This window comes from Sphingopyxis granuli NBRC 100800 (assembly GCF_001591045.1).
Lineage (GTDB): Bacteria > Pseudomonadota > Alphaproteobacteria > Sphingomonadales > Sphingomonadaceae > Sphingopyxis > Sphingopyxis granuli.
Window position 1 is genome coordinate 1 of the sequence record NZ_BCUA01000025.1, and the last position, 26,803, is coordinate 26,803.

The 26,803-nt window shown below is 58.6% G+C and carries 18 protein-coding genes and 1 tRNA gene; 12 read left to right on the top strand and 7 right to left on the bottom strand.

Features of this window, described 5'->3' with window-relative positions:
- Positions 1 to 113 precede the first annotated feature (113 nt).
- Positions 114 to 683 carry a hypothetical protein gene (locus SGR02S_RS08185; RefSeq protein WP_067107829.1) on the top strand — a complete coding sequence of 190 codons (570 nt, stop codon included), beginning with the start codon at positions 114 to 116 and terminating at the stop codon, positions 681 to 683.
- 36 nt (positions 684 to 719) lie between these two features.
- Here the strand turns inward: SGR02S_RS08185 and SGR02S_RS08190 are convergent, their stop codons facing one another.
- The 3 genes from SGR02S_RS08190 to SGR02S_RS08200 all read right to left on the bottom strand — a co-directional run bounded on the left by SGR02S_RS08190 (position 720) and on the right by SGR02S_RS08200 (position 6,351).
- A complete protein-coding gene (locus tag SGR02S_RS08190; RefSeq protein WP_067107834.1) occupies positions 720 to 3,401 on the bottom strand; it encodes a UvrD-helicase domain-containing protein in 2,682 nt (893 codons plus the stop codon).
- A 60-nt stretch (positions 3,402 to 3,461) separates the two neighbouring features.
- Positions 3,462 to 4,160 carry a hypothetical protein gene (locus SGR02S_RS20025; RefSeq protein WP_156483010.1) on the bottom strand — a complete coding sequence of 233 codons (699 nt, stop codon included), beginning with the start codon at positions 4,158 to 4,160 and terminating at the stop codon, positions 3,462 to 3,464.
- Positions 4,161 to 4,275: 115 nt separating this feature from the next.
- A complete protein-coding gene (locus tag SGR02S_RS08200; RefSeq protein WP_067107841.1) occupies positions 4,276 to 6,351 on the bottom strand; it encodes an AAA family ATPase in 2,076 nt (691 codons plus the stop codon).
- 104 nt (positions 6,352 to 6,455) lie between these two features.
- On the opposite strand from SGR02S_RS08200, the gene SGR02S_RS08205 reads away from it, so the two are divergent.
- The 6 genes from SGR02S_RS08205 to SGR02S_RS08230 are packed head-to-tail and all read left to right on the top strand — an operon-like array spanning position 6,456 to position 19,538.
- A complete protein-coding gene (locus SGR02S_RS08205; protein ID WP_067107844.1) occupies positions 6,456 to 7,448 on the top strand; it encodes a helix-turn-helix transcriptional regulator in 993 nt (330 codons plus the stop codon).
- A 57-nt stretch (positions 7,449 to 7,505) separates the two neighbouring features.
- Positions 7,506 to 10,220, top strand: coding sequence for a PD-(D/E)XK nuclease family protein (locus SGR02S_RS08210; protein WP_067107847.1), 2,715 nt, complete (start codon positions 7,506 to 7,508; stop codon positions 10,218 to 10,220).
- Positions 10,213 to 13,374: a UvrD-helicase domain-containing protein gene (locus SGR02S_RS08215; protein WP_067107850.1), complete on the top strand. Its 3,162-nt coding sequence runs from the start codon at positions 10,213 to 10,215 to the stop codon at positions 13,372 to 13,374. The genes SGR02S_RS08210 and SGR02S_RS08215 overlap by 8 nt, the downstream gene beginning before the upstream one ends.
- A gap of 26 nt (positions 13,375 to 13,400) precedes the next feature.
- A complete protein-coding gene (locus SGR02S_RS08220; RefSeq protein WP_067107853.1) occupies positions 13,401 to 14,579 on the top strand; it encodes a DUF6361 family protein in 1,179 nt (392 codons plus the stop codon).
- Complete coding sequence (locus SGR02S_RS08225; RefSeq protein ID WP_067107856.1) at positions 14,576 to 16,423, top strand: phospholipase D family protein; 1,848 nt, start codon at positions 14,576 to 14,578, stop codon at positions 16,421 to 16,423. Before SGR02S_RS08220 ends, SGR02S_RS08225 begins: the two co-directional genes overlap by 4 nt.
- On the top strand, positions 16,413 to 19,538 hold the full coding sequence (locus SGR02S_RS08230) for a helicase-related protein (protein ID WP_067107859.1): 3,126 nt from the start codon (positions 16,413 to 16,415) through the stop codon (positions 19,536 to 19,538). Before SGR02S_RS08225 ends, SGR02S_RS08230 begins: the two co-directional genes overlap by 11 nt.
- A 28-nt stretch (positions 19,539 to 19,566) precedes the next feature.
- On the opposite strand, the gene SGR02S_RS08235 is transcribed toward SGR02S_RS08230, so the two are convergent.
- Positions 19,567 to 20,199 carry a hypothetical protein gene (locus tag SGR02S_RS08235; RefSeq protein ID WP_067107862.1) on the bottom strand — a complete coding sequence of 211 codons (633 nt, stop codon included), beginning with the start codon at positions 20,197 to 20,199 and terminating at the stop codon, positions 19,567 to 19,569.
- 91 nt (positions 20,200 to 20,290) lie between these two features.
- On the bottom strand, positions 20,291 to 20,806 hold the full coding sequence (locus SGR02S_RS20030) for a hypothetical protein (RefSeq protein ID WP_156483011.1): 516 nt from the start codon (positions 20,804 to 20,806) through the stop codon (positions 20,291 to 20,293).
- A 245-nt stretch (positions 20,807 to 21,051) separates the two neighbouring features.
- Between SGR02S_RS20030 and SGR02S_RS08245 the strand changes: the two genes are divergently transcribed.
- The 5 genes from SGR02S_RS08245 to SGR02S_RS08260 all read left to right on the top strand — a co-directional run bounded on the left by SGR02S_RS08245 (position 21,052) and on the right by SGR02S_RS08260 (position 25,881).
- Positions 21,052 to 21,735, top strand: coding sequence for a hypothetical protein (locus SGR02S_RS08245; RefSeq protein WP_067107868.1), 684 nt, complete (start codon positions 21,052 to 21,054; stop codon positions 21,733 to 21,735).
- Complete coding sequence (locus SGR02S_RS08250) at positions 21,732 to 22,745, top strand: hypothetical protein (protein WP_067107871.1); 1,014 nt, start codon at positions 21,732 to 21,734, stop codon at positions 22,743 to 22,745. Before SGR02S_RS08245 ends, SGR02S_RS08250 begins: the two co-directional genes overlap by 4 nt.
- Positions 22,746 to 23,084: 339 nt before the next feature.
- Positions 23,085 to 23,516, top strand: a complete 432-nt coding sequence (locus SGR02S_RS19560; RefSeq protein ID WP_082797033.1) for a hypothetical protein — start codon at positions 23,085 to 23,087, stop codon at positions 23,514 to 23,516.
- A gap of 28 nt (positions 23,517 to 23,544) precedes the next feature.
- Complete coding sequence (locus SGR02S_RS19565) at positions 23,545 to 24,321, top strand: NYN domain-containing protein (protein WP_082797031.1); 777 nt, start codon at positions 23,545 to 23,547, stop codon at positions 24,319 to 24,321.
- A 96-nt stretch (positions 24,322 to 24,417) separates the two neighbouring features.
- A complete protein-coding gene (locus SGR02S_RS08260; protein ID WP_067107877.1) occupies positions 24,418 to 25,881 on the top strand; it encodes an ADP-ribosylglycohydrolase family protein in 1,464 nt (487 codons plus the stop codon).
- Positions 25,882 to 26,456: 575 nt separating this feature from the next.
- On the opposite strand, the gene SGR02S_RS08265 is transcribed toward SGR02S_RS08260, so the two are convergent.
- Together SGR02S_RS08265 and SGR02S_RS20035 are read right to left on the bottom strand one after the other, a co-directional pair.
- Positions 26,457 to 26,532, bottom strand: a tRNA-Lys gene (locus SGR02S_RS08265).
- A gap of 77 nt (positions 26,533 to 26,609) precedes the next feature.
- On the bottom strand, positions 26,610 to 26,753 hold the full coding sequence (locus tag SGR02S_RS20035; RefSeq protein WP_156483012.1) for a hypothetical protein: 144 nt from the start codon (positions 26,751 to 26,753) through the stop codon (positions 26,610 to 26,612).
- Positions 26,754 to 26,803: the final 50 nt, after the last annotated feature.

Genomic DNA, 26,803 nt, shown 5'->3' on the forward strand with positions numbered 1-26,803 from the left:
TTTATGACTTGTTTGTGCGTGTCAATGCCTGTCGAGCACAGGATGATGATCTATCAAGCCGCGAAGAATGAGGTGGAGCACCGACGGTTTCCCCCGCGGTATTCATCAACTTCATGCAAAACGAGCTGGACGAGGGCATTGCATCGACTGCGACCATCGATCTTCTAGCCTTCAGCAAGCGGGACTGGTCGTCGCTCCCAGTAGGGTTCAAGGCGCTTCTCGATATCATCGAGCATGGCATGTGCAGGATACCTGGCGCGCTATTTGGAGCAGCCGTGACGTTCGGCGACGAAAATCTTCGGATTGGGTTGGATACGATGGCCGCCCACCTGACGGATCGGCACATCAACATGGCTGCTCGGATGCAGACAGGCTATGTCCATCATGCGGCCATGCAGTACTGGATCTCCATCGCACGGCGAATGGCATCGCGAGATGATCAAGTCGGCCAATCCGTGGTTGGAAGCTGTGCTAGCGCCTTGGTTCGATATCACCAAACCGCCATCCAGCCCGTAGTCACTGACGTAGAGCGACTCTATCCCGCTTGGGACTTCAATCCCGCAGTTTCAGTCAGGCAGCACTGGGGCTTTGCCGAATACGGGAGGCTGATGGCTCCCCAGTTACGTGCAATTCAGGATGCTGAAGTTGGCGAGAAAATTTTTGGTGAAGTGATCGAGGTCTAGTGCGGACGCGACCAAGCCTAGCTGTGTCCGCGCGTGTTAACTGATCTGGGCTGTCGTTTTGCAGACCGGGAACTCGCTGCAGCCTAAGAAGCCGCCGTATTTTCCCTCGATCCTGACCATCTGCCCGCGATCGCAGGATGGGCAAGTACTCCCGTGTTCGACTTTGCCGGTCAAGCGAATCGGCCCCACATCTCTGGCTTCCTGCGTGCTGACGATGTTGCGCTTAAAGTCGCAGCGCGGCCAAGTGCTGCAACTTTCGAACTCGCCGTTGCGGCCACTACGCCGGGTGATGACCCCGACGGAACATTTGGGGCATGGCTCGATAGGCGCAGCGTCGATCGGCTCAATCTCAACTGCGCCTTGCTTGGCCAACTCAACGAGGAAGCGGGACGGCTGCGCTAGGCTCGTATAGATCCGAACCTGTCGTCTTGCGCGTGTGAGGGCGACGTAAAATAGCCTACGCTCCTCTGCCATCGGGAACGGATCCGGAGCAGGCATCGGTATCTGCAAGACAGGATCATCTTCGATCTGGCTTGGGAAGCCCCGGTTTCCTTCAACCACGTTCAGCAGCATGACGTAGTCGGCCTCTAACCCCTTCGACGAATGGACGGTCTTGAAGTCGAGGTCGAGCTGTTCGGAAAACTGCGCCTTCCAGCGTCGTAGGTCTGCGGGCCGGTCGCTTCGATAACGGCCAAGAAGCAAAACTGACAGGCGGCCATTCTTCGCCGGCTCCAGCTTGCCGAGCTTTAGGTAGTGCTGCATTTGCGCGAGCTGTTCAGCCAAGTGTTCGGTGGAGCGCCTTGCATCCTCGAAGGCATAGGCAAAAATGTATTGCTTGCTCTCGTAGTGATTGGCGCTTGCGACCTCTTTGCGAATTTGCGTTGGGTTGGCCTGAACGAACCGGCTGGAAATGTCGCAGATGGGCTGAGGACTTCTGAAGGTGGTGTTCAGCGTGAGCTGCGTGGCCCTAGGGAAAATCCGATCGAATTCACGCATCACCGAAATGTCGGCTCCCGCAAAGCGGTTGATGCCTTGCCAATCGTCGCCAACCACGCACAGGTGCCTTCCCGCCTCAGGCGGTCCCGCCAATGCCTTCAGCAGACGTATCCGTGCGCGTGAACTATCTTGGAACTCGTCAGAAAGGATGGTCGTGAAGGGGGAGCGATATCGGCCGCGCTCCACATGTTCCGCCGCGAGGTTGAGCATGTCTTCGAAGTCGATGTAGCCGCCATCTTTGAGCTTCTGCTCCCAGCTGGCGCCAACTCTTTCGTAGATGCTGACAAAACGCTTCAAGCGATCGATATTGGTATTCTTGGAGTGGGCTTTGAGCGCAGCCTGCAAGTCGGCATGGTTGATGCCGTTGCTTTTTACATGTTGCTGAAAGACCCGGATGGTTCCCGCGAGTTCCTGAGCCGTAACCGGCTGCGTACCGGTCGCTTCGCGCTCGGGATCGAAGCTTGCGGAAATGCCAGCCTTTGCGAGCTGCGCTTCGAGAAAAGGCAGAGCTGTTCCCTGTGAGATCTGGGCAGAGGTGGTTTCGAACAGCTTGGTCCCCATTGCCTGATGGAGCTCGCGCTTCCACCGAACACCATCCAGGTACGACTGGCCAAAATGCTCAGGTGGGCGACCAGCCTGATCCAGCGCAAAATGCTCATGATAAAGCTCTGCATCCGGATAGTAGAAGTCCGGATAGTATTGGCGGTGCGTCTCGGTCGCCGTTTCGTGCTCATATCGACGTTCGTATTCGTAAGGGATCTGGTTATAGAAAAGCCAGTCTGCAATTAGTCGCTCTTCTTTGCTCTTTACGATCTCGCCATTTGCTGTCCGGAAGCCCCGCCGGCCATTGCCATAGGCGTCAGGCTCAGCCGGCACGTTCCATTCACCCACGTCCCTGCCATACACTGTCCGAAACAAGTGCCAGTCATTTCGGAACGTCTGGTCTTGCTTGCACAGGTCATCGATGATGCTGACGATCATCTTGTTGTCTTCGCCTGGATGCTCAAGCCAAGGGGCGAGCGACGGCTTCTTGCCGGTCGCCATGGCGATGACATGCAGGCCAAAGCTGTGAAACGTCTTCGCCGTGATGTCGGCAGAACCGGGCAGTTGGCTCAGACGATCCCTCGCACGTTCCGCCAGTTCCTCTGCCGCGTCGGTGTTGAAAGCGAGGAGGAGCACTTGGCTGCCCAGCGCCAATCCTTGCTGAAGTACGTAGCCGGCCTTGGATACCATCGTCGAAGTTTTGCCCGAGCCCGCCGCGGCTACAATCTGGATGCGGTGGTCCATGCACACGCAGGCTTTGATCTGCTCGTCGGTGAGCGGGTCCTTTTCGACCGTCTCGAAGAATTCTTTCTGCGCAACCTTTTGACCAGCGAGGAAGGCATCATTGTCGATAGCAAATTCCGTGACAAGAAGTTCGACTAAATCCTTTGATCGCCCAACGCTGCTCATCCATGGCCGATAGGACGCCGGGGCAGGGTGCTCTGCCAGGATGCGCTCGGCAGTACCTGATGGTATCCACCTCTTCCTGTCGACCGTCGGCTCCCATCCCGCGCGCCATTCAGCCAATTGTTGGCTTGCTGTCCCGGACGCCGGCAAAAGTGCAGCCGGTTTTGCACCGGATGCACCCAAGCCCTTCGGGCGTGAGGACGAAGATTCCTTCTTGTTCCCGCCGAGTAGAGCACCCGCACCGAGCAAGCCCAGGAGGATCAACTCAAGCAATGCGCAATCCTTGAAGTCGGTTGCTTTGATGCCGCACGGTCCGATGGCGCATGGCTGACCTTAAATCCAAACGTCATCACAGAGATAGGCTAAACCGCCGCTTCCTCCGGTGATTGCATCTCGGATCTCGGCTAGCTCATCCACTTCCCGAGGTGGCTTCGGTGGCTTTGAGCCGACCCCATGGAAGAATGGCCCGATTTTCAAGGGCTGTCGCTCAAGTGCCTGCGCGAAAGCCAGAGTACGATCAAAAAGATCCTCCTCGGAGTGATAATACCAGTTTCTCACAAGTCGGCCATTCGACGGAGCGTAGCTCATTTGCTGGCCCATAATCCCCGGCAGTTCCGGGGAGTCGAAGAGTTGGTAGTCGATGCCGTTGCGACGGAAGATGATCGCGGCACCGCTCGTGTCGAAGGACCTGGCAAAGATTCTCTGAAAGGCGCGGGAAGTGGGAGCGAAGGACCGCCAGCCCGCGTTGATCAAGGCTCCGCCCAGGTCACTTAGAGTCTCGAGAACATCCCCTTTGGGTGAATGCCTGACAACGACGTGCTCTCCCTGATCGTTTCGTTGAAGTTCTGAACGGCGGCAAATGATTGTGTTACTGCAACGCCAGTTTAGGTGTTCCAAGCTTTCGAACTGGGCAACCTTCAGCGTTTGCTCCGCGGCCATTTCAACCACGACGATATCGCCGGAAATTAGATCCCTGCGGTGGCAGTTGACTGGATAGGTCCGTCCAGTCTTTGTGAAGCGCACATGCGCCACGCGGTATGACATCTAGTTCTCTGCAGGATAGTGAAACGGCGTTTGAAGTGGAATGCACTATCAGAGTTTATCTTTGGTTTCTGCAACTTCGAACCTCGCCGGGCAATTAGCGGCTTCACGCGGCCTTTGGTACGACCGGGACTGCCGAACGTGCGAGGACATCGCCAGTCACGTGAAACCCCATCGTGCCCCTCACCTGGTCGCCGCGGGCTTCGATCTCGTCACGCAGCCAGTTCACCAGAACAGCCGGATCTCGTTCTGCCAGCAGCGTTGCGCGGTGCGCAACCACGGCAAAGTCGCCAGGCGTTTGGCCATGGTGGACGGGCATCTCAGCCGGCCAGTCAAGGCCGAACCTGGTTTTGAAAAGCTGGCTGGCCTGAGCAGGAGTCATGGCATTGAATACGGCGCGGATCGTGAAGCGGCGCTGCGTCGCCGGATCGAGGTTATCGGCCAGATTGGTCGTCGCGACGAAGGGAGTGCGGAGGTGCTCGAGCTGGACCAGCATCTCGTTGACCTGGCTGACCTCCCAGCTCCTCTGACCGGCTTCGCGGCGATAAAGGAAGCTGTCGACCTCGTCGATCAACAGCAGTGCACCGCGTTCGGCTGCCCTCGCAAAGGCTTCAGCGATGTTCTGTTCGGTCTCACCTACATATGGGCTCATGAGATCCGAGCACCGCCGCTCTTCGATCTCCAATCCCATGACCTCGGCGAGATGCCTTGCAAAAGCGGATTTGCCAGTACCTGAAGGCCCGGACAGCAACAGGCTCCAACCGCGGTCTGGGGTGGCGGCCAGGCGGTCAGCAAGGCGAGACAAATCCGTGTCCGCACGGGATAGCGCCGGGTTGTAGACTGAACTGCCGGGCGCTTCCGGGGCGCAAGACTGCCCCAAAACGCGCATTACGCTGTGGATAGCGGTCTTCGCCACGTCCGCCCCGGCGTTGGCAAGATGGGCAGCCTTCAGACCTGCAGCTACCACGGCAGGGGGCGCCTTCAGGCAAGCGATATCGCGCAGTTCAGCATTGCTGAGGTCAACCGATGCAGCTTCAGCGGACCTCTTGGCTACTCGCTCTCGCACAGCCAAGCGCGGGCGATCGAAGCCGATCGCGAGGGTCATGCGTCGCAAGACGGCGGGATCCAACCGCGAACGCTGGTTGACGATCCAGATCGTGGAAACCTGCGGCGCCTCGACGAGACGGTTAATCCACTGCTTGGAACTGCCTTTGCGCTCGCTCATCATCAGGACATCGTCGGCTTCATCGACGACGATGACCCTGTCCCGGTGATGACGGCACATAGCCCGCAAGATCATCAGATGATCGAGGCGCTCGGAGCGATCGGGCTCGTTACCGAAATCGTCGCTCAAACCGGCAAAGATCGCGCCGCTTCCTGCCTCAGTGGCAAGGGTGCGCGCAAACTCGGTTTTGCCAGTTCCCGGCTCCCCGAACAGCAAGATGCTTACAGGTTCCTTGCTCGCGAGGACTTTGAGAGCGATGCTCCGCAACGGATCGAGGTGCTCGAAGTCATTCCACAGCAATCGCCCTTGCTCCGGTTCGGGCATGAGCCAGCGCAGCATCTCGTCCCGGGTTTCCGCATGGACCCGAATAAGGCGCCTGAGCAGGTGGCTCAGGCTATATTCTCCATCGCGGTCGTCATGAAGAAGGCGAGAGGAAAACAGCGGTGCACCTGGCACCAGTTTTCGTTCGACGGTGTTGCCGGCGAGGCCAGAGAGTTGAGCGACAGCGCTCGGGGTGAGGTTGCTGCATGAGATGGGTGCCCGGCGCACGAGCTCTCGCCAGCACTCAAATTTTCCCCAGCGGGCAAAGATGGTGAGGATGGTGACTTCAGCGGAATCGAGGCCGAACAGCTCGCCGACCCACGCAAACACGCTGTCCAACTGGGTTGGCGCGGCGCGCTTCGCCGTCAATTGCCGAGCAACAGCCCGCATTTCGGCCACTGAAGGCTTTTCCCGATTGGTGAGCTTATGCAACGCGGCAACGGAAACCTCACGGTCAATCAGGTCGATCAGATCCTCGCCGCACCGCTTCACCTGATTGACGCTCAACGCCTGCAAAACCCGCGCAGCAGCATGAGCGAAATGCGCTGCTTCACCCTGCTCGGTATGGCTGAATTCGGCTTGTGCTGCCCTTTGACGTGCCATCTTGTGCGCAATCCCCCTGAGGTCCGGTTCCATGAAAGGTATCTAACCACATGAGTGCGACAAATATGGTCGCATAAATGGGGGATTTCGCTTGATCCGACTTGCGCTTGCAGGACAGGCAGTTAGCAGTGGCTGTAATGACAAAGCGCCTCAGTAACCTCGATCGTACACTCAAACTCGTGCATGCGTTGACGCAAAGCATTGAAGGCTTGTCGCTCGATGAGATGGCTGCATTGCTTGGGGTGAACCGCCGAACTGTTGAGCGACTTCGCAACGTCATACTCATTCATTTCGACCTCGACGAAACGGTCGATGGTCGCATCAAACGATTCAGGATCAAGGATAGCCCGGGCCGGGCCTATGCGAGGCCAAACGCTGGCGAAGTCGCCGCCCTCCAGGGCGTAGTTGAAGCCGGACGGATCGAGGGTACAGCCAACACCGAAGCGCTTGAGAAGCTGCTCTCCAAAATCAAGATCGCCTTCGACAGCGCCGAACGCCGCCGGCTCGACAATGACCTCGATCTGCTTACCCGGTTGCAGCGGTCCCGGGTTGCCGCAGGGCCAGCCGTCATCGCTTCTCCCGAGGACCTGACAACGATCCAGTCAGCGATCCTTGCCGCTCATTGTGTGGATTTCGATTATCAGCCCGATTGGGCTGCTGCGCCAGCATGGCGACGGGTCGTCCCATACGGCCTGATCCATGGCCCCATCACCTATCTGCTTGGCAAAATGCCTGACCGGGATGATCCCCCGTTCACCTTTCGGCTCGATCGCATGAGCAACGTTCGAGATAGCGGGATCGTCGGCTGCCCACCGGATGATTGGGATCTCGACGCCTGGATGTCCCGCAGCTTCGGCATTTGGCAAGAGGAAGACCACGATATTGTGCTGCGGGTCCGCCCGCATGCGGTCGAGCGCGTGAGGGCTTGGCGGTTCCACCCGCATCAGCAGTTCGAAGATGATGGCGAGGAGCTGCTGGTGCGGTTTCGATCCGGAGGGCTCTTTGAGCTCGCCAATCATCTGTTCGGGTGGGCGGGTGATTTGGTGATCGAAGGACCAGCGGCATTGAAGGACACGATGGAGCAGCGGCTCGCGGCGGCTCAGGAAATGTTGCGACCAAAATTGTCGTAGTTGATGGGCAGAGAACGTGTTGGGCGTGGCGTGACAGTCGTCGGGGGATTAGTTTGAATGTTTGAGAACTGCCATCTGCGGATCGGCGACGCGCCATTTGCGAGCTGCATGCCGCTCAGTCCGCAGCTCCTGGCGAGCCTCTATGCCTTGCCTCATTGTGCCGAGATGCCGCTGCGCGAGGTTCTTGAAACGCAGGGTAACGATGCCCCCTGGGCGGAGAGCTTTACTGTCGCCCCCGAACAGACCGCCACGGCTGTTGCCGCAATGCTGCGCCATCTGATGATGGCCACGCGCGACCTCGAGCCTGGATCCATTGCGACCGAGGCCCTGGCAACTGGCGGGAGGGCACGCACCCACATCGAGGCTCTACGGCATCTTTGGCTTGGTAATCCAGCGATTGTGCCGTCCGAACTGGCGATATTGAAGGCATTTCTGGCCTGTGGGGCAGGCGATGCGTTGCAGTCGCTTCAGGTGATCTGGGATCGGAATAGCACCCAGCTGACCTCTCTCGAGCGCGCTGTGCTCGAGCATCTCGAAAGTCACCACGGCAAGCCGGACGAAGACGACCTTGATTACGTCCGGTTGATCTCGGCCACCAAGACGTGCCGAGCGCCTGACTCGGTCCTCGCCGGTCACGTCCAAAGGCATCTGCTCGATCCGTCTGCGCCAACAGTGTCCATAGACGACAGCCTCGCTGTTCTCTCTGTCCGGGACGCACTCACGGAATGCGAAGCCGCTGCCGCTATCATCCAGCGCTGGCTTGCCGAGGATCGAACTCTGTCCGCGAGCGAGATCGGCATCATCCTGCCGTCGGGCCCGGAGTATACGCATTATCTCTTCGAAGCCTTTGCGAAGGCCGGTCTTACCGCATCATCACTCCCTGCTGCACCGGATCGCAGAAATATCGGGGGTGAAGCGCTCCTACATTTCCTGCAGTGCAGGCGGCGGCCCGCGCCCGCCATGGCGCTCGCCTCGCTATACTGTTCCCCCGTTCTGTGCTGGTCCCCGGACGTGGGATCGGCCTTGGCCAGTGCCGTCATGGCCGGCGATTTTCAGCCGATGTTGGTGCATGAACTGAGCGGAAAGCAGGCTGCGCTGTTCTCGCTTATTCGGTTAGCATCACCTGCGACGAACGGTCAGCTCAAGGAGCAAATCCGTTCCTTCCAGAGACTGCTCAATGATGACGAACTGCTTGCTCCCGATGTAGCTGAGGCGAAACAGCTGGCTTCCCGTCTCGTGGCCGCTCTCGGCAATGCCAATGATGCTGCCGAAGCGGAACTGGAAAAGGCCATCCAATTGGCCGCAGCATACCAGGCACCGCCTTGCACACGCGGACCTTACTACCTGGGCGGTATCTCGGTCATGTTGGCGCATGAAATGCCCAAGCGGCAGTTTCGGAAGCTTCTCGTCCTCGGCTTCAACGATGGTGCATATCCGCCCCCGCCTTCGGGGAATCCATTTTTCCTCGACAGCGAGGTTGAGGCGATTTCGAACGCGATCGGATTGCAGCTCCCGTCCCAGGCCAAGCAGCTCGATGCGGCGCTCGACCTTTTCTCGTGTCAGATTGGCTCTGCAAGTGACCAGGTCATCTTCCTCCTGTCAGAGCGCGATCGCGGCGGCAGCTTTCTCTCCGCTTCGTCAAGCTTGCCACTCATCTCCCGGCTCATCACAGGCATGCATGATCCGGAATCTTTGGTCGTGCCGCTCACGCACAGTGAAGGTACGATCTGGGACAGGCTGGTGGCCTGGATGCCCCGGCCAGTGGTCGAACCCTTGCAGCCCCTCGAAGTGCCAGCGCACTATGAGTTCGATCTCGATCTCCTGAGCCTGCGCAAGAAGGATGATGGCACCCCGAGAGCGCAGAGCCCGAGCCGACTCGAAAAGCTCCTCATCAGCCCGCTGGCCTGGGTCTTGGCCGAGCTCGGCGCCGAGCACGTTTCGTGGCAGCCGGAAGCGCTTGACGTCATGCTGCGTGGCTCTCTCGCCCACGAGGTGTTCGAACGCCTGTTCCCGCCGGGCAAGGATCATCCGTCCGACGAAGTGATCGAAGAAAAGGCGCCTGAGCTGCTGCTGGAACGCATTCGTGCGATTGCACCGTTCCTGCAGACGTCGGCTTGGGCTGTCGAACGCAATACGCTGGAGGCGGAAATCACCAAGTCCGCCAAGCACTGGTCGATGGTGCTGAAATCCCTCGACGCCGAGATCGTGGGCAACGAATTCTGGCTCACCGGGACCCTGTTTGACCATCCCGTGCATGGCAAAGCAGATTGCCTGCTTCGCCTTCCCGATGGTCAGCCGATCGTCGTCGATTACAAGAAGAGCAGCTCCGGAAGCCGGAGACAACGCCTGCAGAAGGGCTGGGACCTGCAGGTGGATCTCTATCGGCGCATGACCGTTCGGATCGATGAGCGCAGCCACGAAGCTGTCGTTCGCATTGGCGGGACTTTGAACGGCTGGTCCAAGCAGCCTGCGGTTGCCTATCACACACTCAACGACGGCAACGTCCTCCTCAATGGGATCGAGGTGTTCGACAGCACTGATGTCGAACTCGTCGCCGGCGATATTGCCGCGAATGCACTTGCGCTGATTTCAGCTCGGTTCGAGGCCCTAAAGGCTGGCCGACTGGAAACAAACACCACAGCCGATGCCAAATTCTTTCAGAAGGCAGCAGCCCTTGGCACCTACGCCTTGGAAGACAGCCCACTGATCACCGCCTTCATGCGCAACGACACCGCTCCCTCTGTAACCCTTCCGGACGATCAAGATGACTGAACTTTCGATTGTACCCGCAGGGGCAGGGGCGGGCAAAACCCACCATATCCAGGAAACGCTGACACAGTGGGTCCGGGACGGCAAGGTGCGGCCCGAGAAGATCCTGGCAGTTACCTTCACCGAAGCCGCCGCCGGAGAATTGCGGCAGCGGATCCGGGGGGCTCTGATTGCGGACAGCAATCTCGCAGCAGCGCTGGCTGTCGAGCGAGCCTATGTCTCAACCATCCATGGGCTGGGACGCCGATTGCTGATCGAGCATGCCTTCGCATCGGGTTCATCGCCGCAGCAGCGCCTGATCGCCGAAGACGAGCAGGACTTGCTGATCCGTCGCTCGATCGAAGAAAATCCTGCGTTGAGCGAGCTTTCCCGAAACCTCGCCGCCCTTGGCTATCAAGGGAGCTTCTCTTCGGACGAAACCGCAGAGGACAGCTTCCGCAAGAATTTGCTCGGCGTCATCGCCTTGCTGCGAACGCTCGGTCCGCGAGGCAGCGATCCGGCGATGGCCGACTTTGTCGAGGCATCCATTCGGACTGGATACGGTGCACCGATCGGGAAACCCGAGACTTTGGCTGCAGCGTTGAAGAAGGCTGTCGATGCCTTGCTTCACGCCTTTCCTCGCTCCCTGGCTGACGAGGCTGGTAGTGCCGCCGCCAAGACCGCCTTCCGAGAGAACTTCCGCGCTCTGAAGCAGGCTCAGCAGCTGCTCGCCTCCAGTAGTAAAGACTGGCGGTTGTGGCAAAAGCTGCGTGGCCTTCGTCTGTCGATGCGCGGCAGTCCGACCCCTGACGGCTATGACGATCTTGCAACTGCGGTCATGCTGGCAGCCGACAACCTGGTTTCTCATCCCGGACCGCTTGAGGATGCGGTTTCGCATGCGCGCGCTCTGGTCGAAGGCGCACAGTCGGCGATGACGGACTACGAGACCCGCAAACGCGAGCTCGGTGTCATCGACTTTAGCGATATGGTGACCAACGCCGCACTGATACTCGACGAAAAGCCTGCCGTACTTGGTGCCATCATGGACGAGGTCGACTGCGTCATCGTTGACGAGTTTCAGGACACCAACCCGATCCAGTTCACCTTCCTGTGGGCACTGGCGCGCAAGGCCAAACGCGCATTGATCGTCGGCGACACCAAGCAGGCGATCATGGGCTTCCAGGGCGCGGATCCACGACTGACTGTCGCCCTTACGCAGCAATTTGAAACCAGCCCGCTCGACCGGAACTGGCGATCTGATCCGCGCATCATGGATTTCGTGAACGCGCTAGGTCCGTGCCTATTCGGAGAGGATTATACGGCGCTTGCCGCGCAGAACGCCTCCGGGCACGACACTGCTCTGGAAATCATCGAGCTGGCCAGCAAACGCGGTGCCCGCTCCGGCGGAAAGCCCCAGCAATTCATCGCTGATCGTCTCCTGTCTCTGCTGACGGATGATCGGGTGACCATCGTCGACAGGCATTCCAAGGCCCTGCGCGACTTGGAACCACGCGACGTTGCCATCCTGTGCCCGACGCACAACCACTGCGCGAGCTATGCGGCCGCGCTGCGTGCCCTTGGTTTGCCGGTCCGCGTTGCGGAAGGAGGCTGGTGGCAAAGCAAGATCGTTCAGGCAGCATGCTTCGCACTTCGCTTCTCCGTTGATCCGGCAGACAATCATGCAGCGATCTGCACGGCAACGCTCGGTCCGGGCGCAACGCCGCTCGGCGATGCCCTTGGCGCTCTGGCCCGCCACGGCCGTATCGAGACACCAGAACTCACGGCGTTGCAGGGACTTTGGCCGGACTCGCTTGCAACGCCCGTGGACAGACTGGTGCATCAGGTGATCCAGGTTGCCGGGCTACGCGACTGGTGCGACCGGCTCGACGATCCCGCCCAAATGAGAGCGGACCTTCTTCGTTTCGAGGCTGAAGCGGCGGCATTCATGGATGCACACCGGGATATGCGTGAAGCCTCCGGTTTCTATGGCCAGAGTGCCAACGTTTTCCTTGGCTGGCTCGAAAACAAGGTCGGCTTGAAGGGTGAGGATCTCCGCCCGAACCCCGCTGGCGCTGAGGCCGATGGGATCGAGATTGTAACCTGGCACGCATCGAAGGGGCGGGAGTGGCCGGTCGTGGTCGTTTGCGGCCTCGATCACAAACTCGACCCCCGCGCCGGAACATTTAGCACAAAGTTTCTAGGCTTCGACGACCTCGATCGTGTGATCGAAGATGCGACACTTGCCTGTGCTCCTGATTTTGCTGCTCCCGAAGCGACAGCTCGTTTTCTAGACGGACTGTATCCCGAGTGCGAAGAAACAGCGCGCCGATTGCTTTACGTCGCTCTGACCCGTGCGCGTGATCGCCTGATCATCGAATGGCCGCAGGACGACGACAAGGTTGAGCCGCCACTACCAATCACGGCGCGCCGTCTTTTGAACGACGTCTGTGGCATCAAGTTGCAGGGCAATCAGATCACTGTCGGTTCGGCGCACTTCCCGTCGCGCATGACGATCTGTGACAAGGAGATCCCGGCATCTTTCGATACGGAAGGCACAGTCTGCTTGGCGAGCAATGACCGCGAACCCAGATTTGCCATTGAAAAGCGAGCGGTCACCGCCCTGGTTTCGGTGGTCAGTCCCTCGCAGGCCTTAGCCACCGCTCGGCCGCTGCCTCGTCAAATCGAGACCCGGGCGATTTCAGCGGGTGTCCGGCTCACCGGATCGGATCTCGCGCAGGCAACGGATAAGGGAACTGCTGTCCATGAAGCCTTGCGGATTTTGCTGTGCAGGCCGGATCTGCGTCACAGGGTGGGTCAGCATTGCCGGATCGCCGAGGCTGAAGTCGAGCTGCTCGCGCAACAGGCGCAAGCTCTCCGGCAGACTCTCACTGAGCTTGGCTATTCGCGCCTGCATATCGAACAGCCAATCGAAATCGAACTGGCCGACGGAGGCCGTCAGAGCATCATAGTCGATCTGATTGCCGAGGGAGCGCATGGCTTCATCATCGTCGACCATAAGAGTGGCCTGGTTGCTGACCACGTAGCCCGGTTCGAGAGCTATTGGCCGCAGCTAGCAGCCTACAGCAACACCGTTGGCGATCGAGGAAGCAAGCCCGTTAACGGAGCGGCTGTATTTTGGACGGAAACCGGCGAACTGACGCTTGGAATTGGAATTTGAGGGGCAGCTGCACTTGGCTCATTGGCATGAATTCAGCGATTGGCTGGATCGATTTTGACGAATCTGAACGTGACCGTGCGCAGCGGTTGATGGACCTGTTTCGAGAACAGGACAGCCGCGATGAACTGGGCCTTGGCGCGATTAGAGATTCCATCGCCGATCATCTGTTTCCTGGGACAAGTACCATCCAGACGCGGCTGCGGTACATGCTCTTCATTCCATGGGTACTGAGGTCATTGCCTTCAAACCTTGGGGTCCGGGAAATGGCCGCCAAAGCGAGACAAAAGGAAATTGAACTCGTTAGGGCCTTGATCGCGGGAGCACCGAAAGACGTCGGAATCATTGGACGGGACGCGGGCGATAAGCTCAAGCGCTTGCCCAGCAGCGTCTACTGGTCCGGCCTGGAAAGCTGGGGCATTCGCTGCTTTCCCGGTTCGATCGAGGCTTACTTTGCGGCGCTTCCGCATTGGCCCAAGGATGCTGCGAAAGATCACGCCGAAGATGATCTTGGAGGTGCTCCGCGCGGTCGTTCGTTGTGGCAAGAGCGATTACCTGATCCACCGGCAGGGTGGCCGGAAAACATCGACTTTGAGCTGAAACCCGACGAAGCGAGTTTCCTGCTTGACCGCCTAGTTGAACGTCATCCTAATAGCCTTCTGACTTATCTCGCGTGCAGACACGATCGAGCCAAGGCGGACGCGATCTGGCTGCACCCCCATCTGGCTGATTTCCCTGAGCAAGCAAGAAGGCTGGTCGACCACGCCAGGGTATTCTCGGGCGTGATGCATGGCGCTGCATTGCTCTATAATCTGCTGCTTAGTGAGCAGCGAGCCAAGGAGGACTGGATCGAAAGATACCAGGTCGCGCTTGCTAAATGGAGTGACGAGTTTGATGCAAAGACGCTAGCGTCGTGGTCGTTGGATGACTTCTGGCATGAGACGCGTCACACAGGGCACCAGGTGCTTGAGCCAGCCAAGCGATTTGTCACCGAGTGGGTGTCTCTGATCCGCAAAGAAGGAGGTATTGGCCGCAATCGCGAAGCCGCCAATGCCCTTATCATCACTCGTGAGCGAAGGCTAAAAAAGGGCCAGTCACGGTTCGCAAACACGAGTGCCAGGGATCGTTGGCAAGGAGCCTCCGGTATTGAACGGTTCCAGTTTCGCTGGCCCATCGCCCGCAGCTACTTGAAGGATCTCAAACCTTGACCCGGAACACGCTCGATCCGGAGATTCGGCTACTGTACGGTGACAGCCTTCAGGCACCACCTGGATATCGCTTCGATGCCGGGGTGGCGACGACCTTCTCGCTCGATTTTGAAACGGCGTTGGCGGTTCCCGTGAGCCTGGCTCTGTTTGCTGCAGACAATCGAGAGGAAATTCTACAGCACCCCATTGCTTTGCTGGAGGGTGCAGAGCGGATTGCTGGGCGCCTGGCTGTCTTTGCCGAAGCCGGCCAGATCCATGCTGCACATGCCCAGCAATCTCGCCTTTGTTCGTTGCTGGAAAAGGTCATCGTCGAGGTCCAAGCTCCAAAGGAAGGAAGCTTCCATCCCAAGATCTGGGCGCTACGGTTCAAGCCCTTGGACAACGAAGGCGATGATCTTCTCCGTGTCCTCGTGTTGTCCCGCAACCTGACACGCGATCGCTCATGGGACGTGGCAGTTCGTCTGGATGGACGCCGCACGCGCCAACCCAAAGCGCAGAACCGTCCACTGCACACACTGATTTCGACGCTCCCCAGCCTGGCTGTTGGAAACATCACCGAGGCGCAGCATGCTCTCACAATGGAGCTCGCGGAGGACATGCGCTTCGGGGAGTGGATTCTGCCTGACGGGTGTGAAACTCTGGAGTTTGCAGTCAACGGCTTGGGAGGGCGACCTTGGCAGCCGCAAGAATGCACCCGCATCGGCGTAGTCTCGCCATTTTGTGACGACAAGGCACTGGCTACCCTGGCGAGCAAAGCACGCCGATCCGCTGAAGTCCTGATCAGCAGGCCTGACCAGCTGGCGTGTATCTCCGCAGAAACGTTGAACGATTTTAAGCATGTCGCCGTGCTCGACGAAATGGCTGAGCGCGAAGATGGTGAAGAAGCTGAGTCGACGGCGTTCGAGGGGCTTCATGCCAAGATCATCGTTGCCGAGCACAGCTGGGACACTCGCCTGACGCTGGGCTCAGGAAACGCCACCACGCCAGCGTTCATTTCAGGGCGCAATGTCGAGTTTTTCGTAACCTTCACCGGCAAAACATCGAAGATTGGGTCAATCGACACAATCCTCGGAGAAGGCGGCTTCGGGCGATTGACGCGTGCCTATGTCCCGGGAGAGCTGGCCGCTGCTGAAGCATCCGAGCGCGCAGCTGAACGTGTTTTGCTGTTTGCTCGGCGGGCACTTGCGCGAGGTGGTCTCACCATCCGCTGCGAAGCAGAACCAGCCGAAGTTCCCGGAAGCTGGCGCTTGTGGCTGGTTCCGCCAGGAGAGGGAATTACACTGGCGGGAATCGACCAAGTGCGGGTTTGGCCAATAACGCGTGGGGAAAGGCACGCCCGTGATGCCAAAGTTTCCCTTGCTTCCGGTCAACCGCTAGATCTTGGCGTGATCCCGCTTGCCGATGTGACCCGCTTTTTGGCGATCGAGTTGAAAGAGCAGGCAACTGGTCGAACGGTCCTCTTTAGCACTGGCTTGCCGATTGAGGGGCTGCCGGCTGAACGCGACGTGGCGATCATGCGCTCTGTGATCAACGATCGAAAGACATTCCTTCGCTACCTGAGGCTCCTGCTTACGGCCCTTGGTGATCCGTTTTCGGCCGCTCTGGCGGCTGCAGGAAATGGTGGCGGAGCAGGTTGGGCGATGTCGGTCGCGGACGACGAACCGATGCTTGAGGAACTGGTCCGGGCCCTCTGCGCCAAGGATGGTCGGTTGGACGCGGTTGATCGACTGATGACCCGGCTCAGCGAACCGAGCTCTGCGGGCATCGATCCTATACCTGAAGAGTTCCGTACACTTTGGCAGGTCTTCCGCTCCGCACTTGAGGAGGCTGGCCATGGAAAATGAGCGGTTCGACGCGGGGCCTGCCCTAGCTCAGCTCAAGCGATTTCAGCGTCGCACGGTGGACTATGTCTTCGACCGTCTGCACGGCGCAGATCCTGTGCGCCAATTCCTCGTCGCGGACGAGGTGGGCTTGGGCAAGACGATGGTTGCCCGTGGGGTCATTGCCAAGACAATTGAAGCGTTATGGGATCGATCAAAGCGGATCGACATTCTCTACATCTGCTCCAATCAGGCTATCGCTGCGCAAAACCTCAATCGCCTGAACGTGTTGGGAAAGCGCGCGATGGCGCTGCCCACCCGGATGACGTTGGTCCCTTTGCAGCTACGCGGCGAGCAAGACCTTTCCGTGAACAAGGTCAACTTCATCAGCCTCACGCCTGGGACCACGTTCAACCTTCGATCGACGACCGGGGTCGTGGAAGAACGAGCACTCGTGCATCGCCTGCTCGAAGCCATGGGCTACCCGTTCACACCGCTTAGGAACGCGCTTCAAGTGGACGCTGGGAATGGTCGGTGGGATGCCTGTGTGAGCGGCATGTCACTTCAAGGCATCGATCCGACGATCATTGCGAACTTTCAGGAGGCAGTTCGCAATGATCTGGCTCTGACATCTGCGATCGAGGAAATGATCTCGCTGTTTCCCCGCCGACAGCCCACTTACCCTGATGAAAAGCGATGGAAGCGCAATGACGTGATCGGGGCGCTGAGGGGCAAGCTGTCGCACGCCTGTGTCAGCGCCCTCAAGCCCGACCTCATCATCCTCGATGAATTCCAGCGATTTCGGGAACTGCTGCGCGGGGAAGGAGAACCAGCTGAGCTGGCACGGGCTCTGTTCGAGTACTCCGACGACACAGCCAGCGCGCGCACCCTTCTCCTCTCCGCCACGCCTTACAAGATGCTCACGCTTACCGGCGATGAGCCGGAAGATGGGGATCATTACGAGGACTTCCTCGAGACGATCGAGTTCCTTTATGGCCGTGACAGGGGCGCAAACATCAAGGTCGAGCTCGACCGTGAAATGCGCCGATTCCGCAACCTTCTCCAGCAACTGCCGACGACTTCGAACGAGGCCAAGCGAGCGCGCAACAAGGTTCAGCGTACACTGAAGCGCGTCATGGCCCGCACCGAGCGCGTAGGCAGCACTGTGCAGCGAGATTCGATGTTGGCGGAGCCAGCAATTGATGTGTCGCTCGCGCCTGTCGATCTCCATCAAGCGGAAGCTTTTGGGCGCGTTGCGCGCGCTGTAGATGCTCGCGAAATCATCGAATATTGGAAGTCCGCGCCTTACCTCCTGAATTTCATGCGTGACTACACGCTCAAGCATCGCCTCAAGGACAAAGCCGCGAATGCTGACCCAGCGTTGCTGTCCGCATTGCGCGACGCACAGGCACTAGGGATCCGTCGTGAACAAGTCGAAGCCTATCAGCCTATTGATCCGGCGAACGGGCGTCTTCGTGCATTGATGTCAGACCTGTTTGGCTCCGGGCTCCATCAACACCTTTGGCTCCCACCGGCACTCACATACTATGGGCCTGTCTCGGATGGCCCACCGGCGACGAAGGCGCTCGTCTTTTCGGCATGGCAAATGGTGCCCGATGCACTTGCTGCGCTGCTGTCCTACGAAGCCGAGCGCCGCATGGGCGCAGGTGCTGTCGTTCGATCGTATTCCGAAGCTACGCGACGTCGTCCATTGCAATTCAAGCTGGTTGATGGCCGTCCGGCAGCGATGCGGGCGCTGCACCTGATATATCCATCGCCAACATTGGCCCGAGTTGGTGATCCGCTCGAGGTGTTCGCCAGTTCGCAGAAGCAGTTAACAGTGGCCGAAATGCGCACAGCAATTGCGGAGCGAATTAGAACCGAACTTGGTCACCTGTTCGCTGCAGAAACCGTCGCCGATACGTCTGGTCGAGATACGGAATGGTCCACCCCAGCGACGATAGACGTACGTCTAAAGACTAAAGCGCCGAGCTGGCTTAAGTACCTGGGTTACCGATGGACAGCACAGGAAGATGGCTTCCGAGAGCATATCTCCGAATTGCACAGAGCGTCGGCTGGTGCGTCAGTAGGGGCGCTTGACGACGAAACGTTGAATCTGCTGGTGGACGTTGCCCTCGGAAGCCCAGCCGTTTGTGCGTTGCGAGCGCTGCGTCGCATTGCACCAGGATTGGCCTGGGACGATTCAGATCTGCTCGAAGCTGCAGCTTCAATTGCCTGGGGCTTCCGCGCACTCTTCAACCAGCATGACGCTGTCGCCTTGTTGCGGCAGGAGCGTGATGAGCACTATTGGCGCAGTGCTTTGGCGCACGGAGTTGAGCACAACCTGCAGGCTGTGCTTGATGAGTATGCGCATTATCTCGTCGAAGGCGAAGGCTTAGTCTCTAGCTCAGAACGTGATCGTATCGCCGCGGTGGCGAAAGCCATGACTCACGCGTTGGCGGTTCGCCCGTCACAAATCGACTTGGATGATGTGGTTGTCGAGGACAACAAGGTCGTCTTCCATCCGCCTATCAGGATGCGTGGCAGGTTCGCTATGCGTCTAGCTGAGTACAAGGATGACGAAGGCGGAACAGTCCGGCTGGGAAGCGTCCGCGACGCGTTCAATTCTCCTTTTCGGCCGTTCGTTCTGGCCACGACTTCGATAGGCCAGGAAGGGTTGGATTTTCACCCATATTGCTATCGGGTCTACCATTGGAACCTTCCTGGGAATCCGGTCGATCTTGAGCAGAGGGAAGGGCGGGTCCACCGGTTTAAGGGACACGCCGTTAGGCACAACGTGGCCAGAGCACATGCAGATACGATCCGCATTGCTGCGAAGACTCCGAAAGACCCCTGGGAGGCAATGTTCACCGCTGCGCGGCGGGCAACAAAGAGCTCGTCAGAACTTGTGCCCTATTGGGTTTATGATGGTCCGGTGAAGGTCGAACGGCGCGTGCCGATGCTGCCTATGAGCCGCGAAAACATGCGTCTGCGTTGGCTAAAACGCAGTTTGACACTCTATAGGCTGGCATTCGGGCAGCCGAGGCAGGATGATTTGTTGGCCTATCTTGATCGCCTCGTCGACGAAGGCGTCGACATAGCGACCTTGGAAGAATTGCAGATCAAGCTCGAGCCGTGACCCACTGGACAGGCGGTTTCCCTCTCATTCAGGCGGGGCCAATCTGAACAGGAGAAATCTCAAGCAGCAAATAAGGGAGCGCCGCACTGCACTCAGACCAGCGGAAAGCGTAGCTGCCGGCCAAGGTGATCGGCGGGCCATACGCTCCGGTCTTGTAGGTGAGTGTTGTTCCAGCCCCGTACTGGCTTTCGTGGCGGAAATCGAAATCGCTCGTATCGCTCGAATAGCTGCCTTGATCGACGTAGTGGCGATGGTCGGTCGCTACCAGCATAAAGCCGATATCGGCTACATCGGCGCATCGTTCCAAGCGGGCAATGTCCTTGAATACGTCGTACCGGTTGTTCGGCTCGCGGTGGTTCTCTCGTTTGAAGAATTTGAGCTCGATCGCACAACGCCATTCGCGGGCTTCATCGTCGGTAAGCCGGAACCAGACATCAATCCGGCCTCGCTTGCCGCCATTGCTGCGAAGCGGTTTTTCCAGTTCTACCGAGAAGGTCTCGCGTTCGCTGATGATCTCGAGATCGGCAGCCGTTGAGATGATGCGACCGAGGTGCAACTGAAGCGTTGCCTCGCTTTCGCACCGGACGCGTCCACCGCTTATCTGTCGAAAAAGCGTCGGCACAGCGAGGTTCACGATATTGCGAAGACGATCTAGCGACATTCAACCCTGACTATCCTGAAATGTTAGCTGCGCGAGGCGCGACGCCCTGGGGCCGTTAAACGAGTCCGTACCGTCCCCGTCTAGATGAGCATCATGCTCGTGAAATAAGAATGCTTGCCGGAAAATCCTTATACTCCGAAGCCATGCTTTCGAAGGCCTCTCCGGATTGTTCAAGGACCGCTTCAACGCTTTTGGTCGGGGACTCTTCGACGGCCCCGTACACCAGGGGTGCTGAGGAGGCAGCTCTAGCTGGCCGTGTAAGCTTTCGATTCCGACCTGCGAGTTCATTTATCAGTTTGGCAAAATGCCACAGGGCTGCTGTTGCATTTTGCCGCCTATCCCGTGGGACATCTTCGCAGACACCAAGCCAGATTTCCTGATCGAGCTGGTCCCGATGCTCCATAAGATGAGCGCCGAGCCAGTCCGGATTATCGAACACCAGAGCCTGATAGTCCGCCCCCGCTTTAGTACCAAGTCGACGCGCAGCCTGTCGCGGGACCGAGATGATTGGACCTTCATCTAGACCCACTTCGAGCGCTTGGAGAATGAGTTCGAAATCATCGCCTGTGTGCATTGAGTCCACCCAGCGGATCCGGAACTTATCCATCTTTCTTGAATCCCTCTTTCTGCGTCGCCGGCGGATGAATGATTGTCGCGACAAATTCGGTCGCAGGAGCTAACTCCTCATTCCATGTCCGCTGGTCGCCAAGTTTGCCTCCGGCTTGGTACCTTTTGGTTGGTCCAATCTCAACATATTGAAGTTGCGGCTGGCAACAATCGTGCGACCGTTTTTGTCGCGGGTGGTCGCTTGTAAGAATTTGGCTTACGGCTGACCGAGGACGAGGGACAAGAATGGGCCTATTTAATCGCATTATTCTCGGGCACCGGATCGATGATTGGGCGTCGGAATACTCGCTTGTTGCGGCCAGAACGCTCAATCAGGTCGCGGCTGACTTGATAGCGAGCGCTGAGCAAGACGTTTCCAATGCAAACCTAAAGGACGGCCTTTGGGCGCAATCGGCCTTCCTACAAGTCAGCATCGCTCCGAAGGTTCGCGAAGTTGCTGAACCAGTCGCGATTGAGATCCTCAATGAAGCAAACGCCGCACTCGCTGCGATCGTAGAGGAACAAGCCGTCTGGGTAAGAAGCCCGGACTATGCCGAGCAACCAGAAGCCGTATTCGATGGCGCCAGGGATATCGTAGCCGCGGCAGTGCCGCTCGCTGCGGGTGTTGCGACCGCCGCATCACTTCCTTTCGCAGCGGTGACAACCACGACCGCGTGGCTTGGCCTGGTCACCACGACAACAATCAGCTGGCCGGTTGTAGTTGGCGGGGGCGCGATCGCTGGATTGGGCATTGCAACGGGGCTTCTCAACACTGCCAAGATTCGCGACCGGGCCCAAGCCAGACTGCGCGACCGCGTCCGTTCCTTTGTCGTCGGCTCGCTAATCGGCAGACATGAAAACTCACCGTCGATTCTGCAGCAGTTGACTGCGGAGTTTGACCGCGCAGCGAAGCGTGCAAAAGCGATATGATCGGTTCACTTGCTCACGTGGTACTGCGAGAAGTACCCGCCGAACTTCTGGCTGGCGTAGCATCGGGCCAATACCGCGTGGCAGGTTCGATAATCCAGTCAGTTTCTTCAGGACGGGTTGTCGGGCATCTACAAGAGACGTCGGCAATATCGTCTCTGCTGAACTTCAGCCCACTCAGCCTGCCGCAAATGGCGATTGATGCAGTTTCCGTCGTCCAGAATGAGCAGATCAAGGCTGCGATATCTATCGTTCAGTCGCTGCAAATCGCGAACCTCGTGGCCAGTGGCATGGGTATTGGTGTTTCCGTAGCTGGTGCCGCGATCTTGGCGAAGCGAATCGCCAGGGTAGAGGAGAAGGTCGACGCGATCCTTCCAAACCTTGCTGCGATTGTGCGGGGACTGGAAGCCATGCGAGTCGAGAGAATCACGGAGGATTTCACACGACTTCGAACATTGGTGGGTCAGGTCGAAGAGGCTTGGCTGCCATCGGCATCACAAAGAGAATGGATTGCAATTGCACGGGATGCACATTTTCTGGCGGATAGCTTCGAACGCCGCGCTCGAGAGCTAGGCGCTGCGAGCGATGTGCTCAACACCGAACCTTTGGTTGAAGCTTTCGCTCTCGCCTCAGGGCTGCGTGTCACCGCCCGGATGGCATCCTGCCAAGACGATATGGCCAGGGAGGCTGCGAGCTCTCGGGCACTCACGCTGGTACAGTTGGGAGAGGCGATCCAGTTAGCCCCTCTCGCTCTTGCTCACGCGCCAATGGAAACCGCTGGCACGTCTACGTGGTTAGATCTCTTGGGGCAGAAGGCAGACGACCTGCGCTCAACAGTTGCTCGAGTGCGCGAACGCGAGATCGCCGCTGCCGGCACAGCTGAGACTCTCCATGAGCTGGCACGCCAAGGGGTATCCGGTCGAGAATGGCTCGATACCGCGAAATCCGAGGGGCACAATCCCCTGCTGTTTCTCCCCGTCCGCGATGTCAACGCGCCAGAGCAAACCCGGTGACAAGGCACGCAGGCGATCGAACCTGGAGGTGGGTTCGCATGTTCTCTGAAAGCGAGGGTGGCCTGGTTTGCGATAATTTCATCCCGGTTCGTTGATTAGGGAAAGGCAGATTGGATGGCCGGGCCGAGCGAAGTGATCACGGCTGTCGAAATGGCCGAGGCCAGCGGGATAGACCCCAAGCGACTACGAGCAGCCCTTCGAGCTGCACACCTCCAATGGCATCCGCACAACGGTCGCTGGGAGGCCGTGCGAGGGAGCGATCAGCATCGAGACATGGAACGGGTCATGGCGCAGCTATGCGGAGGGAGTGTCAGGCTCCGATCGACGTTAAAGGCTGTAATGGGCGCTTCCGAAGCCGCAATTCGCGACGAGCAGTACGTGCTCGATCTCTGCGACGCAGTTATCGGGCTGAAGGCCGTCCGGCAGCATTGCTTTCCGTTTCTGACCGGAGATCCAGATCGGCGTGGTTACCGAAAGCCATTGCCTGTCGATGGCTTTTATCCGGCTCTTGGCCTCGTCGTGGAATATCATGAGCGCCAACACCGCGAACGCGTCAGCTTCTTCGACGACAAGCCAACGGTATCTGGCGTGCCTCGAGGCGACCAGCGCCGACGATATGATGAGCGCCGCGCCGATTTGCTTCCGAGGCATGGCTACAGTTTGGTCGTTCTCAATGTGGATGAATTTGCACACGATAGGGCCAAGCGCCTGCTCAGGACCCCTCAAGATCAGGCTGTTGTCAGCCGCCGCCTTGCACGTTTTATCGGCTGATTAATGGATATTGGGGCAATGGTGCAAAATGGCCAATGAACCTCGCACTCCACGTCTTGCTGTCTTGATTGACGCAGACAATGCATCTTCCCGGATCGCACCGCGCCTTTTTGAAGAGATTGCAAAGATCGGTGAAGCAAGTGTCCGCCGCATTTACGGTGATTTCTCCGGCACTCGGCTTAAATCCTGGGCCGACGTTCTCGCCACACATGCGATCAAGGCGCACCAGAACTTTGCATATACCAGCGGCAAGAATGCCTCGGATATTGCTTTGGTCATCGACGCGATGGATCTTTTGCACACCGGTCGTTTCGACGGGTTTTGCCTTGTCTCTTCGGACAGTGATTTTACCGGTCTCGCCTCGCGCATCCGTGAGCAAGGTATCGATGTCTACGGCTTCGGAGAGCAGAAAACTCCCGAGAGCTTCCGACAAGCGTGTCGCCGCTTCATTTACACTGAGAACCTGCTGCCAGAGGCGCCAACGTCAGATGAGCCAGGCCGACAGGATGCCCGTCCGGCTAGTGTAAAGAAGTCGCCCACTGCTGCGGCACCTTTGATCCGAACTGCCATCTCACAGCTCGATGATGAAGGGGGCTGGGTGCCTCTTGGGCGGGTGGGCCAACGCCTTGCGGCGCTCGCCTCCGACTTTGACCCCCGAACCTATGGTGAAGGCAAGCTGAGCGATTTGGTCGAGAAGGCAGGCAGCTTTGAATCACGCAGAACTGAAACAGGGCATTTGCAAATCCGGGTCTCTCCGTCTGGGAAGGCGGGCCAGCCTAAAGCAAAGAAGGCAAAATCCGGATGAAAGTCCCGGCTTCCCCCTTTGCGCCAACCAATAGCTGTAGGATGCCCTTAACCACGTGCGACCGATAATGTCGTACATGGCTCATATCAAAGCGCCATGAGCAGAAATCTTCGAACAAGCACCACTGATCCGATCCAGATCCCAACCCTTTCGGCCGCGTCAGGCCGCATCGGCATCTCCTTTTGTCCCGGTAAGCAAGGGCCTGCGCTCGCTGGCTTTGAGTGGAAGCGTGACCTTGCGGCGGATCTGGACGCGGTGCGTGAGTGGGGGGCCGCCGCTGTCGTCTCTCTTATTGAAAAGCACGAAATCGAGCTGCTGGGGGTCGCAGATCTGGAGACTGCGGTTGCTGCTCGCGGGATGGAATGGTTTCATCTCCCGATCCCCGACGTCACGGCGCCTGGCGAGGAATTCGAGCAACGATGGCACCGGTCCGGAGCCCGACTTCGCAGTCTCCTCACCAACGGGGAGAGCATCTTTATCCATTGCCGGGGAGGGCTGGGCCGGGCCGGCACAGTGGCAGCGAGACTGCTCATTGAACTCGGCATCACAGGCGCCGATACCGCAATCGCCAAAGTACGAGAGGTGAGGCCGGGCGCTATCGAGACGAGAGCGCAGGAAGATCACCTTCGAGCGATCGAGCGCATTTACGATCGGTCCATTGGATGTCTCATTGGTCTGGCGGTCGGCGATGCTTTGGGCACGACCCTCGAGTTCAAGCCGCGGGACACCTATCCCCACATCACAGATATGGTCGGGGGAGGGCCGTTCGGCTTGGATGCGGGGACTTGGACTGATGATACGTCTATGGCCCTTGCGCTTGGTGAGGCTCTGCTTGCCAGCGCCGCAAAGGGCTCGGTCTTCGAACCGGAAGAAGCACAACGGCGGTTCGTCAACTGGTGGCGGAACGGCGCCTTCAGCCCCACGGGCAGCTGCTTTGATATTGGCATTGCCACCCGCCAAGCCCTTGCCCGCTTCGAGCAAACTGGCGATCCGATTGCCGGCTCTAACGATCCGTATTCAGCAGGAAACGGCTCACTCATGAGGCTTGCGCCTGTTGCGATTTGGGGGATCCGGCAGGATCCCGCGGTCGTAACGCGAGTAGCCCGCCGACAGAGCATGACCACGCACGCTGCAGACGCGTGCCTCGACGCCTGTGAAGCGTATGCACTCCTCTTGCGGGCGGTTATCCTAGGTGCGGACTTTGAGGATGCCCTGGCGGTTCCAGCGGACGGATTTGGGCCTGTGATCGGCCCAATCATGGCCGGTAGCTGGCGTGGGAAAACGCGGGATCAGATTTCAAGCAGCGGCTTCGTGGCGCACAGCCTCGAAGCCGCGATCTGGTCCGTTGCCAACACCACGAGCTTCGATGAAGCCGTGCTGTTGGCAGCTAACCTCGGTGATGATGCCGATACCACTGCTGCCATCGCCGGCCAGTTGGCCGGTGCGATTTATGGCGCATCTTCAATTCGCCAGACGTGGCTCGACAAGCTGGCGTGGCGCGACGAGATTGAGGCTCTTGCACGCAATCTGGCTTTTCCTGCAGTCGCGCTGTCAGAATAGCTTCCGCCGATTCGCGCCACGGAAAACCCGCGTTGTCGCCCGGTCCGCCATGCGCTCCATCGGCCCATAATGTTTCATTTTTGACCCCCTAACGCTGAAATGGCGGATAATGATCTGATTTTGCGCCATTATGAGCAGCTGTCGGGAGTGAGTGTGAAACCTGACGGCAGGCTTGGCCCAATTACCTACAACGGGATCTAGGTCCCAGAAATCTGAACGGGGTCCAAGCCTGCCTCCTCCGATTGGAGGAACCGAGGTCTGTGATAGTCTGCCCTAGCGGCCCCTACATCCCTGCGAAGCCAGAGGCTCGTGGTGGCCATTCAAAGGTAGCATGCTCGTTCGAAGCAGAGTGGAATTAGCCGTCGCAATGGTCGGCAGGTGTGGTCACGACTCGCTTAAGCCCTGAGGTCCCCCTCGCTCGCCCGCAGTCCGGCTCCTGGGTCGCTGGAGCGTAGCGCCTGACCATGCTCGTTGGAGGATTCGCGTGCTGCTACCTAGAGAGCTACCTAGCACGCAGATGCCAGCATCCGTTGGACTTGGCGAGCTATTTAAATATTTGAAAAGTTGGGGGAAAGTGGTGGACGCACTAGGGCTCGAACCTAGGACCCGCTGATTAAGAGTCAGCTGCTCTACCAACTGAGCTATGCGTCCACTGCCGGTTTGCGGCGCTCTTCGTTGCGGCTTGGAAAGCCTTGTGCTGCGAAGAGAGCGGCCCGCTATCATGGTGCTCAGCACATGGCAATGGCCTTCGCCGATATTTTTTCGGCCGAAGCCAAGCTGCGGCGAAACACGGCTGCTTTCGACAAGACTTCGGGTTCTTGTTCGACGAGGCGCGAGACGCCGGCAACATGATCTTGGCTGAAGCGCATCACGCTAACCTTCTTCTCCTGGCAACATCACAATTCGTGATGTTTCCTGCGGC

Coding starts and splice junctions, on each gene's coding strand:
- SGR02S_RS08215 (WP_067107850.1), top strand. CDS start 10,213: ATGACTGAACTTTCGATTGTACCCGCAGGGGCAGGGGCGGGCAAAACC.
- SGR02S_RS08205 (WP_067107844.1), top strand. CDS start 6,456: ATGACAAAGCGCCTCAGTAACCTCGATCGTACACTCAAACTCGTGCAT.
- SGR02S_RS08250 (WP_067107871.1), top strand. CDS start 21,732: ATGATCGGTTCACTTGCTCACGTGGTACTGCGAGAAGTACCCGCCGAA.
- SGR02S_RS08220 (WP_067107853.1), top strand. CDS start 13,401: ATGAATTCAGCGATTGGCTGGATCGATTTTGACGAATCTGAACGTGAC.
- SGR02S_RS20030 (WP_156483011.1), bottom strand. CDS start 20,806: ATGGATAAGTTCCGGATCCGCTGGGTGGACTCAATGCACACAGGCGAT.
- SGR02S_RS08210 (WP_067107847.1), top strand. CDS start 7,506: ATGTTTGAGAACTGCCATCTGCGGATCGGCGACGCGCCATTTGCGAGC.
- SGR02S_RS08230 (WP_067107859.1), top strand. CDS start 16,413: ATGGAAAATGAGCGGTTCGACGCGGGGCCTGCCCTAGCTCAGCTCAAG.
- SGR02S_RS19560 (WP_082797033.1), top strand. CDS start 23,085: ATGGGCGCTTCCGAAGCCGCAATTCGCGACGAGCAGTACGTGCTCGAT.
- SGR02S_RS08260 (WP_067107877.1), top strand. CDS start 24,418: ATGAGCAGAAATCTTCGAACAAGCACCACTGATCCGATCCAGATCCCA.
- SGR02S_RS08200 (WP_067107841.1), bottom strand. CDS start 6,351: ATGGAACCGGACCTCAGGGGGATTGCGCACAAGATGGCACGTCAAAGG.
- SGR02S_RS08245 (WP_067107868.1), top strand. CDS start 21,052: ATGGGCCTATTTAATCGCATTATTCTCGGGCACCGGATCGATGATTGG.
- SGR02S_RS08235 (WP_067107862.1), bottom strand. CDS start 20,199: ATGTCGCTAGATCGTCTTCGCAATATCGTGAACCTCGCTGTGCCGACG.
- SGR02S_RS08185 (WP_067107829.1), top strand. CDS start 114: ATGCAAAACGAGCTGGACGAGGGCATTGCATCGACTGCGACCATCGAT.
- SGR02S_RS19565 (WP_082797031.1), top strand. CDS start 23,545: ATGGCCAATGAACCTCGCACTCCACGTCTTGCTGTCTTGATTGACGCA.